At 69.1% G+C, this 13,141-nt stretch carries 15 protein-coding genes and 2 pseudogenes; 6 read left to right on the forward strand and 11 right to left on the reverse strand.

Translation table 11 applies throughout. The features are described 5' to 3' along the window. Positions 1-118 precede the first annotated feature (118 nt). The 5 genes from ACWD5O_RS31710 to ACWD5O_RS31730 all read right to left on the reverse strand — a co-directional run bounded on the left by ACWD5O_RS31710 (position 119) and on the right by ACWD5O_RS31730 (position 2,205). Positions 119-292, reverse strand: coding sequence for a hypothetical protein (locus ACWD5O_RS31710; RefSeq protein ID WP_450087571.1), 174 nt, complete (start codon positions 290-292; stop codon positions 119-121). Positions 293-329: 37 nt separating this feature from the next. Continuing rightward, positions 330-797: a GIY-YIG nuclease family protein gene (locus tag ACWD5O_RS31715; RefSeq protein WP_450087572.1), complete on the reverse strand. Its 468-nt coding sequence runs from the start codon at positions 795-797 to the stop codon at positions 330-332. A gap of 19 nt (positions 798-816) precedes the next feature. Then, the gene (locus ACWD5O_RS31720; protein WP_450087573.1) at positions 817-1,701 is read right to left on the reverse strand and encodes an MHYT domain-containing protein; all 885 of its coding nucleotides are present in this window, start codon (positions 1,699-1,701) and stop codon (positions 817-819) included. A 157-nt stretch (positions 1,702-1,858) separates the two neighbouring features. Then, on the reverse strand, positions 1,859-1,981 hold the full coding sequence (locus ACWD5O_RS31725; RefSeq protein ID WP_450005035.1) for a hypothetical protein: 123 nt from the start codon (positions 1,979-1,981) through the stop codon (positions 1,859-1,861). A gap of 5 nt (positions 1,982-1,986) precedes the next feature. After that, positions 1,987-2,205, reverse strand: a complete 219-nt coding sequence (locus ACWD5O_RS31730) for a hypothetical protein (protein WP_354968059.1) — start codon at positions 2,203-2,205, stop codon at positions 1,987-1,989. 498 nt (positions 2,206-2,703) lie between these two features. Between ACWD5O_RS31730 and ACWD5O_RS31735 the strand changes: the two genes are divergently transcribed. From ACWD5O_RS31735 to ACWD5O_RS31755, 5 genes and pseudogenes are all read left to right on the forward strand, one after another. Next, entirely contained in the window at positions 2,704-3,402 is a 699-nt protein-coding gene (locus ACWD5O_RS31735; RefSeq protein WP_450087574.1) for a hypothetical protein, read from the forward strand. 172 nt (positions 3,403-3,574) lie between these two features. After that, a pseudogene (locus tag ACWD5O_RS31740) lies at positions 3,575-3,832 on the forward strand (alcohol dehydrogenase catalytic domain-containing protein); the annotation flags it as partial. A 199-nt stretch (positions 3,833-4,031) separates the two neighbouring features. Then, a complete protein-coding gene (locus ACWD5O_RS31745; RefSeq protein ID WP_450087590.1) occupies positions 4,032-4,259 on the forward strand; it encodes a hypothetical protein in 228 nt (75 codons plus the stop codon). Then, a pseudogene (locus ACWD5O_RS31750) lies at positions 4,153-4,368 on the forward strand (DDE-type integrase/transposase/recombinase); the annotation flags it as partial. The gene ACWD5O_RS31745 and the pseudogene ACWD5O_RS31750, both read left to right, overlap by 107 nt. 118 nt (positions 4,369-4,486) lie before the next feature. After that, positions 4,487-5,068, forward strand: coding sequence for an integrase core domain-containing protein (locus ACWD5O_RS31755; RefSeq protein ID WP_450087575.1), 582 nt, complete (start codon positions 4,487-4,489; stop codon positions 5,066-5,068). A 635-nt stretch (positions 5,069-5,703) separates the two neighbouring features. Here the strand turns inward: ACWD5O_RS31755 and ACWD5O_RS31760 are convergent. Then, positions 5,704-6,924 carry a flavin reductase gene (locus tag ACWD5O_RS31760; RefSeq protein WP_450087576.1) on the reverse strand — a complete coding sequence of 407 codons (1,221 nt, stop codon included), beginning with the start codon at positions 6,922-6,924 and terminating at the stop codon, positions 5,704-5,706. Between the two features lie 202 nt (positions 6,925-7,126). Between ACWD5O_RS31760 and ACWD5O_RS31765 the strand changes: the two genes are divergently transcribed. Continuing rightward, positions 7,127-8,128: a Gfo/Idh/MocA family protein gene (locus tag ACWD5O_RS31765; RefSeq protein ID WP_450005020.1), complete on the forward strand. Its 1,002-nt coding sequence runs from the start codon at positions 7,127-7,129 to the stop codon at positions 8,126-8,128. Between the two features lie 741 nt (positions 8,129-8,869). Here the strand turns inward: ACWD5O_RS31765 and ACWD5O_RS31770 are convergent. The 5 genes from ACWD5O_RS31770 to ACWD5O_RS31790 form a co-directional block, all read right to left on the reverse strand. Then, positions 8,870-9,592, reverse strand: coding sequence for an alpha/beta fold hydrolase (locus ACWD5O_RS31770; RefSeq protein WP_354968041.1), 723 nt, complete (start codon positions 9,590-9,592; stop codon positions 8,870-8,872). Then, positions 9,589-10,152, reverse strand: coding sequence for a carboxymuconolactone decarboxylase family protein (locus tag ACWD5O_RS31775; protein WP_354968040.1), 564 nt, complete (start codon positions 10,150-10,152; stop codon positions 9,589-9,591). Before ACWD5O_RS31775 ends, ACWD5O_RS31770 begins: the two co-directional genes overlap by 4 nt. Continuing rightward, on the reverse strand, positions 10,149-11,252 hold the full coding sequence (locus ACWD5O_RS31780) for an LLM class flavin-dependent oxidoreductase (RefSeq protein ID WP_354968039.1): 1,104 nt from the start codon (positions 11,250-11,252) through the stop codon (positions 10,149-10,151). The genes ACWD5O_RS31775 and ACWD5O_RS31780 overlap by 4 nt, the downstream gene beginning before the upstream one ends. A 249-nt stretch (positions 11,253-11,501) precedes the next feature. Next, positions 11,502-12,248, reverse strand: a complete 747-nt coding sequence (locus tag ACWD5O_RS31785; protein ID WP_450087577.1) for an SDR family oxidoreductase — start codon at positions 12,246-12,248, stop codon at positions 11,502-11,504. After that, positions 12,245-13,138 carry an NAD(P)-dependent oxidoreductase gene (locus ACWD5O_RS31790; protein ID WP_450005021.1) on the reverse strand — a complete coding sequence of 298 codons (894 nt, stop codon included), beginning with the start codon at positions 13,136-13,138 and terminating at the stop codon, positions 12,245-12,247. Before ACWD5O_RS31790 ends, ACWD5O_RS31785 begins: the two co-directional genes overlap by 4 nt. Between the last annotated feature and the right edge of the window lie 3 nt (positions 13,139-13,141).

Consider the following 13,141-nt stretch of genomic DNA (forward strand, 5'->3'; position numbering starts at 1 on the left):
GGCCCGCTCGGGCCGGTGCGGTGGCTGGCCGGTCAGCAGCGCTCGCACCTGGTGATGCCGACACGGGCCTCGCTCTTGGCGAGGTAGTGCTCGCGGTCCTTTGCGGGCACGCTGCCGGCTATGATCGCCCGGAAGGCCCGTCGGGGACGATGAAGGCGGGGACGGGGACGGGGTTGCCGTTGCCGTCGAGCACCGGGTCGTCGGCGGCGGGCCGGGTGTCAGTGATGGTCGTCTGCCGGGCCGTGGTCTCCTCCTGGGGGTTGTGGTCGCCATGGTCGGTCGGCCACCGCACCGGCGCGCGCGCGGCAGGCCGGACGGAAGCAGGCCGGTCAGACGTTCGCTGCCTGCTTGCTGGTGAGGCTCTGCCGGTACTCCAGGGCCTCGGGCACCTCCTCGTACTGCAGGAGGTTGCCGGTCAGCGCGAGCAGGTGCCCCTTGGCCTCCTGCGGGGTGACGCGGAAGAACTCGCGGCGCTGGTTGACGAGGTTCACGCGACGGTCCGCCAGGCGGGTGTGCATCTGGGTCTCGATGCCGACGGCGTCGTCGGAGAAGAACAGGGCGTGCACGTCGAAGTTGAACGGCACCGAGGCGTCGCTGAGCTCCCGCACCCGGTCGAGCGGGTCGAGGCGTCGGGTCATGCCGATCTTCACCATATGCTCGCGGAAGGCCCCGATGTTGGAGATTTCGTAGACGTACCCGGCGCGGATGTTCGCGGCCCGATAGTCCACGGCCTCGGCCGCCGCCTCGTCGATGCGCTGGCTGCCCGGCAGGACGCCAGCTAGAGCCGCCCACCTCACGGACGACCGACGCGATCCGTCAGAGGGGGGCGCGGTCCGGGCGGGACGGAAACGGCGTGCCCGGCCGCCCCAGGGTCGGCCGGGCGCGGAGCCCTACCGGGTCCGCAGTCACTTCGCCCGATCGGTCGGCGGGCTCGGCGGTGAGCCGGCCGTTCAGGTACGCCGCTGCGGCGCGGTCCTCGTCCGTGGGGGCCGCAAGCAGCGCGTAGACCAGGCCGACCACCACGAAGATCACCGCCAGGATGATCGGCACCAGCAGGGTGCTCACGTCCGCACCGGCGACCTCGCCCCCGCCCGGATGCAGGTGCGCAGAGAGGGCACTCATCCCGGTGAAATGCATGCCGTTGACCGCAACGCCCATCACCAGCGCGGAGCCGAAAATCACCAGGCCTCGGCGGACGGTCACCGCCAGCCAGAGCGCCACCGTGGCGGCGACCACCGCGATGACAATCGAGAGCACCACCCGGGTCCGGTCGTAGCTGAGCCGTCCGTCGAGCCGCATCGCCGCCATGCCGGTGTAGTGCATCGCCGCGACCCCGGCGCCGGTGAAGAGGCCGCCGCCGACGATGCGCAGTACGGACACCCGCCCGGTGCCGGCAATGGCCAGTCCGATGCCGACCGCCACCACGGCGAAGACCGCGCTGGCCGCGGTGATCGGCAGGTCGTACCGGATCCGGGTACCCTCGACGGCGAAGCCGAGCATCGCCATGAAGTGCATGGTCCAGATGGCGGTGCCGCCGATCGCCAGGGCGGCCAACCCGCCCCACCAGACCCGCTGGCCTGCGCTGCTCGCGATGCGGATGCGGGTGGCACAGATCAGGCCCAGGAACGAGCCGAGCACCGATAGCGCGTAGCTCAACGCGGGCGTGATCCACCCGTACTCAAAGTGATTGATCTCCGCCACGGCGGTTTCCCCCGAAGAATGGCCCGTGCGTAACGATGTGCCACGGCCATGATCCGGGGGCGTCTCACGAGGCGCAACGGCACCTTCGGGCATTCAGTGCCGTCGTGGCGACTGTCCAATGCGTCTATTCACCGTCGCCACCTGCCCGAATGATGAATCAGGCGGCCGCGTGGTCGGCCAGCACCCTCCGGTTGAACGCGTCGATCGCCTGCCGGCCGGTGGACCGCAGGTCAGCCGACGCCCCGCCGGAGTCGGCGAGCTGGCCGAGCAGGTCGACCACCCTGTTCAAACCTGATGCCAGTCGAGGCCGCCGTCGCCCCTCATCTGAACGAACATGCTGCCGACGAAACCGTCCAGCCGCGCGGCCAGGGGGTCGAGGGTCTGCAGCGGTCCGGTCATCGGCTTCAGCCACTCGTGGGCGACGTGAACGAGCTGCTCAGCGAACTCGCGCTGAGCACCGCAGGTGAAGACCATCCTGGGACGGCCGCAGGTCACCGTCGACACCGAGCAGGCCGTGCCGCTCTGGCGGGACCTCGCCCCAGCCCCGGCTGGTCCGGCCGGCTCCTTTCCGGTCGTGGTTGCCGGTCGATCAACCACCGCACCGGCCCGCGCCAGGCGGGCCGGACGGAAGCTGGTCGGTCAGCGCTCGCCGGAGATGCTCTGCCGGTACTCCAGGGCCTCAGGCACCTCCTCGTACTGCAGGAGGTTCCCTGCCAGATCGAGGACCGCGCGGCACTCGGCGAATTCCTGGACGCGCTGGTAACCCGGCCGCGGACCCTGGGCGTGGAGGGGATCGTGGTGGCACTCGTCGCGCACGCCCAGCGGCTACCCGCCAGCAGTCGCCGGGAACTCGCCCGGATCGGCGCGGAACTCACCGAGCGCTACGCACGCTGACAGCCCACCTTCGACGCAGTCAGCTAGCCGGACGACGTTGCCTGACGGCAACTTAAGTTTTGCTTATCGGGTTGCCGATCAACGAGGGAAGCTCGGTACCTTGCTCGAATGCGACACATCAAGACCGTAATCGCCGCGCTCATCGTGGGTCCGCTGGCCTGGGTCCTGCTCGCCGCTGGACAAGGCCGGTCCCTGCGGGTGTTCGCGGATGCGCAGGACAGTGGTGATGCGCTCGACCCTAACGCTCTGCTGAAGCCGTTGCTGGTACTGGCGGCTGCTGGCCTTCTCCTCGGGCTCATCGCCACCGTCCGGATCTCCCCGATCGGCTCGGTGCTGACCGGACTTGCGTACACGGTCAGCTACGCAGGCCTGTTGTTCAGCCCGGCACGGTGGCTGGACCTACTCAGTCACAAGCTGAGCGTGGCGGGTTACCAGATTGACGTGCTCACCCCCGTACGGACCGGGACGACGCTGCTGCTGGGCTCGCTGCTCCTGGTCGGGGTCGCCAGTGTCCAGCGGTGGCGGCGCTGGCCGCAGTCGGACGCCGATGAGCCGACGATCGTTGTCCCGGACACGATCATTCCGCCGGTATCGGAACAGGACCGCCCGCTCGGCGCGGACGGGCTCGGCTCGACGAAGCAGGGTGAGGATCCGACGAAGCCGGGTAAGTCCGACGAACCGGCGCCGGCGATGGCCGGCGGTTCACGCTGGACCGATTCGCCGCGCAGCCATTCCACGAACGAGCCCTGGCAGTCAGACGCGACGCGCCGGCAGTCCCCGGCGCGGGGGACGGGCTACCCGAGCTGACCGGGAAGTCCGCGCCAACGGTTCAGGCAAGTCGGCGCAGGGCAACACCGAGCGTGGCGATGCCCTCCCTGCTGACCCTGGTACGTCGCGACCTTCGGACGACGGCCGCGGCGCTCGGCATGCCACGTGCGCGACCGAGGCCCGATACGCAGACGAGCGGCCGAGAAGGAGGATGGAATGCGAGCGGTGCGATTCCGACGGTACGGGCGGTCCGGAGGTGCTGGAGGTCCTGGAAGTGCCGCGGCCGTCGGCGGGACCGAGGCAGGTGGTTGTCGAGGTCGTCACCGCGGCGCTCAACCCTGGGGAGATCGGTATCCGGGAGGGCATCTTCGCCGACATCAGGCCGGCGACCTTCCCGGAAGGGCAGGGTAACGACTTTTCGGGGGTGGTCGCCGAGGTGGGACCGAAGGTCGCCGGTTTCGCCCCCGGACAGGCCGTCATCGGCTTCACGCCACGCGCGGCGCAAGCTGAGTTCGTCGCCGCAGACGTGTCGGTGGTCGCGGCCAAGCCCGACGGCCTGGGCTGGGACGAGGCTGCGACCACCCCCGGGCCGGGGCCACCGCCTGGGCGTCGGTGGAGGCCGTCACCCCGCGGGCCGGCGACACCGTGGTGGTGTCCGCGGTGTCGGGGTGGTCGCGGCGCAGCTGGCGTTGCTGCGCGGGGCCCGGGTCATCCGCACCGCGGGCGAAGGCAACCACGAGTTCCTCTCCTCGCTCGGCGTAACACCCGTGCGCTATGGGCCCGGTCTGCATGAGCGGATTCGGGCCGCCGCGCCCGAGGGCGTGGACGCCTACGTGGACCGCCGTCGCGCCGAACCTGTTGTGGTGCGGGGACCTGACCGAGGTCATCACCGATGAGGGCAAGCTGTACTTGTCCACGGTGCTCGACCTGTACTCCCGCCGGCTGCTCGGCTACGCCATGAGCGCGCATCACGACGCGGACCTGACCACCGCGTCCCTGTCCATGGGCGCCGCCAGCCGTGGCGGCACCGTCGACGGGGTGATCTTCCACAGCGACCGCGGCAGCGACGACCGATTGAATCCGCCCAGTACACCTCGGCTGACTTCGCCCGGGCCTGCGCCGGTTGGAAAGCCAGTCGATGGGCCGAGTCGGGTCGTGCTTCGACAACGCCGTCGACGAGGCCACCTTCTCCACCATCAAGGTCGAGTACGTCCACTGCCGCCAGTTCCGCACCCGCACCGAAGCCCGCCTGAAGATCGCCACCTGGATCACCGACTTCTACAACCGGCGCCGCCGACACTCGGTCTGCGACTGGCACTCCCCCATCGACTACGAACGATCAACCACCCGCGCCCTGGAGGCCCGGGCCGCAGAACGGAGCCCTCCACGATTCGAGGGGATTGACAGAAAGCACAAGCCCTTGTCGATGATCAGTATGTGGGGGGTTCTTGCGGGCCGGCCCGATCCAGGCTCGCTGACGCAGATAGGGCTCAACAACGCCAGCAGGTGCGGGTTGTCGCCGGCCTGGACGGGGGTGAGCACGATCGACAGCGACCGGCCGCATGTCGGCGAGCATTTCGAGGAAATGGCGGCTCCGTCACTGTGGGCGCGGTCTCGGCTCGTCGACCGCCCACTCGACTTCGCCCTCCCGCGGTGCGAGCTCCCCACGCCGGGTGAGGTAGCGGCAAGTAAAGTCGCTCAATAACCAACCGCCTAACCAAGCGACAGCGGCGACGAAGATGAGGTCAAGAAACGCGATCGACGTAAGGCGACCAGCCCCCCAGGCGAGCGCGGCGATTACGCCAGCTGGCCAAGTGATCCATCGGATTGGAACACCTTCGTCCGGCCTCATCAAACACCTCCGAATCGGACGGCCTCGACAGAGGCCAATGAGCGTGGACCAACACGATTAATCGGAATGGGTTATACCGGAGGCCTGTCTCGTGGCATGTCGTTCGTCGACTCATGGACTGAGAGTTTTCCAGGAGGCTACCCCTCGCGCCTGACTTGGTAAACCGTGATCGGACCTTACCTCGGCCTTTCTTTAAGGGCCGTTCAGGTCCTTGGCCGAAAATCAGGAAGGGGTCACCACGATGGGCGGACATCCGGGCCCTGCAATTGCAACCGTTATGCTCCAAATGTTCCGTCGCCCGAGGCGAACGCCGAGCACAAGGAGCTTCTTAACATCTACCAGCGGCGGGACGAACAGGCCGCCGTGCGCCTGACCCTCCAGCACCTGCAGGCCACCCTTGCGGCGATCGAGGAAGCTCACGCGGAACTGAGCCGAACCGCACAGCGCGCCCGGCGGATCCCCGATCAGCCGACTGTAAGCAGGCGCATCTAGAGCCGTCCGCCGGTGAACGCCAGGATCTCGCGGACCCGCTTCTTTGCGAGCTCGCAGTAGTCGACGGCGGCCTGCTTCGCGGCACGTGCGTCACGCCGCTCGAACGCTTCCACCAGGCGCCCTTGAACCTTCACGAACTTCTGTGACGTTTCCGGCGTCGACCCGAATGAGCGGGTCATCACGCTCTTGATGCTGAGACGACCGAACGTCGACGTGAGCAGCGGATTGCAGGCGAGGGACACGAGGTGCTCGTGAAACGCGTAGTTGGCGGCGAGATAGCCGTGAAAGTCCACGAACCGGTCGTCGACGAGCAGCGCGGCCATCGTGTCGAAACGGCGACGCAGCTCGGCCACCTCGTCATCGGTCACCCGATGCATCGATAGCGCGATAACGCCGAGTTCGATCGCGAGCCGGGCGTCGAAGGTCTCGTCGGAGGTGCGCACGTCGAGCGGCGCGACCACGTAGCCGCGGTCCGGGTCACGGCGGACCAGCCCATCCGACGACAGCCGGGTCAGCGCGTAGAACGCAGCTGCCGGGTCGACGTCGAGTTGCGTCGCCAGTTCGTCGAGCGGCAACGCGTGGTCGGCGGGGTACACCCGGCTCAGAACGAGCTCGCGCGCGCGTCCGTAGACCTCATCGTCGCGAGCGAACTCGAACCGGCCGAACCCGCCGCGGAAGTACGTCAGCGGCTGCCCCTGGCCGGCGGTCGCGGACACCACCCGCCCCAGAAAGATCGTGTGGGTACCGCCGACGACCGACTCGACGACCTCGCACTCGATATGCGCGAGGGCGTCGCTGAGCAGCGGCAGCCCGGACGCCCCAATGCGGAGGGCGACACCGCGAAATTTGTCACTGCTCGCGATGGCGAACTGCTTGGCGAGCTCGCCCTGGTCCTCGCCGAGCACGTTGACGACGTACCGCCTGGACATCGACACCGCCTGTGCGGTTGGGACGGCGTTGTTGATGCAAGCGAGCATCATCGGCGGGTCGAGCGACAGCGACGTCACGGAACTCGCCGTCATGCCGTGACGCTTGCCGTCCGCCTCGGTCGTGACGACGGTGACCCCGCTGGCGAGGTGACCGACGACGTGCCGGAAGTTGGCCGCATCCACCGACCGGTCCGTGCTGGTGCTGGCGGGCTTCATTCCACTACCTCCGTCGTCGCTGCCGGGATTGGCTGCGGACAGTGTCACGTCCTTCTTCCCGGTGCTGCTCATTGAACAAAGCGGGGGGAAGGTGGGCACTCACGCAAGCCGTGTGATTGCGGGTGCCGGGGTGCCGGGGACCGTAAGAAGGCTGCTGCTCCGCGTCGTACCCGGCGAGGTATCCGGTGGGACTGACGGATTCCGTCATCGCGGCGGGTGAATTTCACGTCGGGGGACAGTCCGCTTTCCCCGGTCCCGAGGCTTGACTTCTCGGATGATCAACGCAGCCGTCGTGGGCCTCGGATGGTGGGGCCAGAAGATCGTCACCGACCTGGCCAACAGCGAGCACGTTCGAGTCGTACTGGGCGTGGACGTCGCCAAATCCGCCCGTGAGCGCGGAGCCGAGCACGGCATCCGCGTGGCGACCTCGCTGGACGAGGCCCTCGCGGACGAGGCCGTCGAGGCGGTGATCCTTTGCACGCCGCACCGCTTGCACGCGGAACAGATTGTGGCCGCGGCCAGGGCTGGCAAGCACGTGTTCTGCGAGAAGCCGCTGACCACCAACGGCCGCGAGGCCCGTGCCGCCATCGCGGCGGTGCAGGCGGCGGGCGTGCAGCTCGGCATCGGCCACGAGCGCCGCTTCGAGCCGGCCGTCCAGCAACTGCGCGAGATGTGCCGCAGCGGCGAGCTAGGTACCCCGCTGGTGTTCGAGGGCAACTTCAGCCAGGACAAGTTCCTGGACCTGCCGGGCGACAACTGGCGGCTGTCCACCGCGGCCGCGCCGGTCGGCCCGCTGTCGGCCACCGGCATCCACATGGTCGACCTGGCGATCGCGGTGTTCGGTCGACCGGTGGAGGTGTGGGCCCGCCTCGCCATCCACGCGACGACGTTCGAAAACGGTGACACTCTCACAATCACCATGGGCTTCGAGAACGGCCGAACTGCGATGATCACGGCCATCCTCACCACGCCGTTCGTCGGCCGGGTGACGGTGCTCGGGTCCAAGGCGTGGGTGGAGATCCGTGATCGCAACCACCCCGAGCTCCCGCGCGGCTGGGATGTCACCACCGTGCACCGGGGAGCGGAGCCGAAGACGGTGTTCTTGCCGCCGTACCCGAGTGTCCGCGAGAACATCGAAGCGTTCGCCCGTGCCGCCGCCGGCGAAGCGCCGTACCCGGTGTTGTACGAGGAGATGCTGTACAACGTCGACGCGTTCGAGGCGATCACCCGCTCGGCGCACAGCGGGCTCGTTGAACGGGTGGGTGGTTCGTCGTGACGACCCGAGGCGCATCGTGGTTCGACAGCAGCCGGCTTCCCTAGCGGTCCGCGCCTAACCACTCCAGCGAAGAAACGTCTCGCGATCACCACCGAGTCGACACGGTGACCGAATGCACGATTTGCCCAGACACTCCGGCAGCGAGGATCCCGCACCAACTCCTGTCGCGTGGCTGACGCTGGGCGCGTTGCCCACCGAGTGGATCCCTCGGTGGGCCGCGTTCTGGCTCGCAGGGGGATAAGACGGGCCAGCCCTCGCCGAGCTCGCCAGGCTTCACGGCGACGACCCGCACGGATCCGGGCCCTGCTCCCGGCCGCGCTTGCATAATGTGGTGTTGCCGCGCCAGGAACAGATGGCGCCGCCGCGATGGAAGCCTTCACCCACCTGGCTCAGCTCTACGCTGACGGCAAGGCAGGCGAGCGGTGGATCGTCGACAAAGTCGACCAAATCCTCGCCAGTTCCGGATACGCCAACAGCGTTGTCTCCCTCCCCCTCGGCCAGCTCTACGGTCTGGACGACGAGTGGGCATGGGGGTGGGGTAAGCAGTTACGTAGCGGCGGCAGAGCAGCTGCGACTGCAACGAGCGCACGGTGCGAAACCGGCTGCACAAGACGGCGCTGCTCGGCCACTCCCTTCAGCGGCGGCGAACCCTGCCTGAGGTCGCCGTCCGGCTGGTACGGCTGCTCCTACGTCTCCCTCGCCCAGGCCGAACGCGAGGCGACGGCTTATCCGCACCGACGGTCAGGAGAGAAAGCCCGCCACCACGTCCGCAAAAGGCTTCGGGTGCTCGTATGCCGCGGCGTGCCCGCCCGGGAGCCACGCCACCGTCACCGCTGGAAGCGTCGCGGCGAACCATTGGGTCGCTTGCCGGAACGGCAGAGCGTCGTCCTTGCCGCACGCCACGAGCACCGACGCCGCAACCGACCCCACCACGGCGGTGGTGTCCGCGATCGCCAACGCCTCACATGTGCGGGCGTAGCCCTCTGGGTCGCTGGCCAGCAGGATCCGGCGCACGCGCTCGACCGCATCGGTCGCGTCCCGGCGGAACGCCTCGGAGAACCACAGCGCCTCCATCGGCTCGACGGCGGCCTCGAGGCCCTCACGCCGCACCGTGGCAGCCCGGTTGCGCCACATCGCTCGCATGGCGTCGGGGTAGACCGCGACGGCGTCGGCGACGACGAGTCGCTTCACAAGGTCGGGCCGTCGAGCTGCGAGCACCTGGGCGACCAGGCCGCCGAGCGACACCCCTACGAGATGGACCTCGCTATGCCTGGCGATGTCAGCCTCGATCGCATCGGCGAAGTCATCAATTGTCGCGCCCTGCGGCGGCAGCGGGGCGGACCCGTGACCCAGCAGGTCGGGCACAACGACGTCGCCCACGTCGTCGGGCAGCGCTTCGACCACTGGGTTCCAGAACCGGTGGTCGACACCCAGCGGGTGCAGTAGGACCAGCGGGGCCTTCATGCGCGCTCCCGGGCCGGAAGTCGTGGCGCCCGGGCGGGCGGGGGCGTCCGGGCGGTGTTCATCGTCATTGCCAGAGTGGTGTAGTAGCCGGCTGTGCCGACCACCTCGACGACCCGCGCCTCGCCCAGTGCCTCGACAGCGGAGGCGTACGTCGCGTCGGAGACCTGGCGCGTGATGTGCAGTTCGTCGAGCAGGTCGTACACATAACCGACCTCCGGCCGGCCACCCGCCGGCCGCACGCCCCGCGCGACGGCGTCGACGACGTCCTCGGGGAGGCCTGCCTGCAACGCCAGCGGCTGGTGGTAGCCGAACTCGAACTCCTGGTCCCAAGCCCGCGCGACGTAGAGGATCACCAGCTCCACCAGGTCGTCGTCGAGTGCGCTGTCGAACCGCAGGTACTCGCCGACCAGTTGGAGCCGGGTCATCAGTTCGGGGCTGCGCAGCAGTGGCACGAACGGCCCGAAGACCGCGCCGCGCGGACCGGCGGCGATCCGTGCGGCGGCCGAGCGCTGCTCGTGGGTGAGCTCGGCGTCGGAGAGCAGTGGCAGGCGGTCGCTCACGCCGCGGAGCCCAGGGCCGAGTTGACGTCGGGCATGACCTTCTGCGCCATCAACTCCATCGAGCGGCGGGCCAGCCGCGGGTCGACCCAGTCCAGTCCGGCGTACACGAGTTCGCCGAACTCGCCGATCTCCTGGCGGAAGGCGAGGATCTGCTCGGTAACCGACTCCGGCGTGCCGGCGATGACCAGCTTGTCGAGAACGTAGTCGAGCGTGATCTCCTCGTCCGGCTGGTCCCGGTGCGTCTTGAACAGCTCGAGGCGGCCGAGTTTCCGCATCTTCTTCAGCATCTGCGAGTAGTAGAACCGGTACGGGCTGTCCTCGTTGTCGCGGCCGTAGGCCTGCGCCACGCTAGGGTCGTCGGCGATGAACACGGTACGAGCCACGCGCCAGTCGGCCGGGGCTGCCACCTCGCCGGCGGCTTGCTTGCCCTGAACATAGTTGGGCCAATGGGTGGCCACCCACTGCGGGAGCAGGAAGTTGGCCGACAGCGGGTGGAAGTCCCGTTGGCCCATCGCGATGACGCCTTTGGAGAACGGCGCCACGACGGTGCCGACAATCTCGGGCCGGGGCTGCTGGAGCGGCTTCGGCATGATGCCGACGCCGAAGTCGAGGTCGATGGTGGTCTCGGTGGTGACCTTGAACCGGTTGTCGGGCAGATCGATTGAGTACGGCGGGTCCAGCTCCCAGATCTTCGTGATCACGTCGATCGCCTCGGCGAAGATCCGATTGCGGTCCTCGTGCAGGATGCCGAGCGCCTCCGCGTCGGAGGTCAGCGCGCCAGGGCTGATGCCGAGGATGAACCGGCCGTTGCTGAGGTGGTCAAACATCGCTGAGTTCGCCGCTACCAGCGCCGGGTGCTGCTGTGACAGGTTCGTGGTGCCGGTCGCCAGCCGAATGTGCTGCGTGTCGGAGATCAGCGTTGCGAGGAACAGCAGGCTGTTGGTGATGTTCTCGTGCTGGTCGGTGAGGTGTTCTCCGATGAACGCGTCGTGGAAGCCCAGCGAGTCCGCCAGGATGACCGCCTCGCGGTCCTCCTGGAGGGTTTCGGCCCACGTCCGGCCGAGTGGGTGCAGCGGCATCGAGAAGTAACCCAGTCTCACGGCGTGCTCTCGCTTCCTGTGCGTCGCCCCGCGGTCTGTTCCGCGTATCGGCAGTCTCGTTCGTGATCTGTGTCTGGGCAGTGGCGTGGCCTGTGAATCCGCAGGCGGTGAATGACGCAAGTCGTCAGTGACGGTGCCGCCGCGGTAGCCAGCGCTGAACCATCGCTGTCATGCGGCTGGCGATGACGTGCAGGCGGCCGGCTTCGATGATCAGCCCGCGCACCGAGGGAGCCGGCAGGCGTCGTCGGTTCAGCGGCCGCCCGAAACGTCGAGCATGGTGCCGGTGATGTACGACGCTGCTGGTGAGAGCAGCCACACGACGGCCTCTGCGACCTCGACGGCCGTGCCCGGCCGTCCCATCGGCTGCGCGGGGCCGAGCCGCGGCACGCGCCCCGGATCCCCACCCCCCGCGTGAATCTCGGTGTCGATGATGCCGGGGCGCACGGCGTTCACCCGCACGCCGTGCCGGGCCACCTCCAGCGCGAGTCCCCGGGTCATCGTGTCGACAGCGGCCTTGCTGGCGGCGTAGTCGACGTACTCCTGAGGCGAGCCGAGCTGCGCGGCGCGCGACGACAGGTTGACGATCGCGCCGCCCTTGCCGCCGGTCTGGGTGGACATGCGGCGGACCGCGGCACGGCAACACGCGGCCGCGCCGAAGACGTTGACGGAGAAGACCCGGCGCCAGCGAGCCATGTCGATTTCGACCATCGACCGTTGCTGTTCGAGGACCCCGGCGTTGTTGACCAGCGCGGCCAGCGGACCCAGCGCGTCGGCGACGGCGAACAGTCGCTCGACATCAGCCTCGTCTGCGACGTCGCAGCGCACGGTGCGCACCTCTACGCCCCGCTCGCCCAGCTGTTCGGCCAGCTCGGCCGCCTCGGCGTCGCGCGACCGGTAGCCCAGCACCAGGTCGTGGCCGCGGTCGGCGAGGAGTTCGGCCGTGGCAGCCCCGATGCCACGCGTGCCGCCCGTGACGACGGCAACTGGGCGGCTCACCGCGCCCCCCGCGGCTGGGATACGGCGTGGGCGAGCGCCGCGATGTCGTCGCCGCCGTGGCCTGCCGCGGAGGCGGTCGCGAGCAGCTCGAGCGTGACGGCGGTGAGGGGCGCGGCGTCGCCGGCCGCGGCGAGGATGAATCGGGCGTCCTTGATCCCGCTGTCGACTGCGAAGGAGAGCGGGTAGTCGCCTGCCGCCATCAGGGTGCCCTTGGCCGCGACGAACGGCGACTCCATCGGGCCGCCGTGGATCGCGTCCAGGAACGCTGTCGGGGCGAGGCCGAGCGCGCCCGCCACCGCCATCGACTCGGCGATGGCCGCCGTCACGTTGAGCACGAACGCGTTGGCCGCGAGCTTGAGCCGCGAGGCCGTGCCGGCCTCGCCGAGCCAGACGGTCCGGGAGCCGATTGCGTCGAGCACTGGAGTGAGCACGGCCCGCGTGTCGGCGGGCCCGGACGCCAGCACGACGAGGGTTCCCTGCTCAGCGGGATGTTTGGTACCGAGGACCGGCGCGTCGACGTACCGCAACCCGAGCTCGGCCGCCACGTCGGCCAGGCGCGCGGCGCCGTCGACGCCGACGGTGCTGGTCTGCAGCAGCACCGCGCCCTGCGCGAACGCTCCGTCCGCGTCGCGGAGCACCTCCTCGACGGTGTCGGCGTCCCACAGCATCGTCAGGACGACGTCGGCGTCGCGGACAGCGTCGGCGACCGTCGGGGCCACTCGGGCGCCGGCCTTGGCCAGCGGGGCCGCCCGCTCGGGCGTGCGGTTCCAGACGTTGAGCGGCAGCCCGGCCGCGGCGAGGTTGCGCGCCATCCTGGCGCCCATCACCCCGGTGCCGAGCACGGAGACGCGGGGACCGTTGACCTGACCAGAACTCGTGTATACCTTCACGCC

The sequence above is a fragment of the Micromonospora sp. NPDC005161 genome (assembly GCF_053599855.1).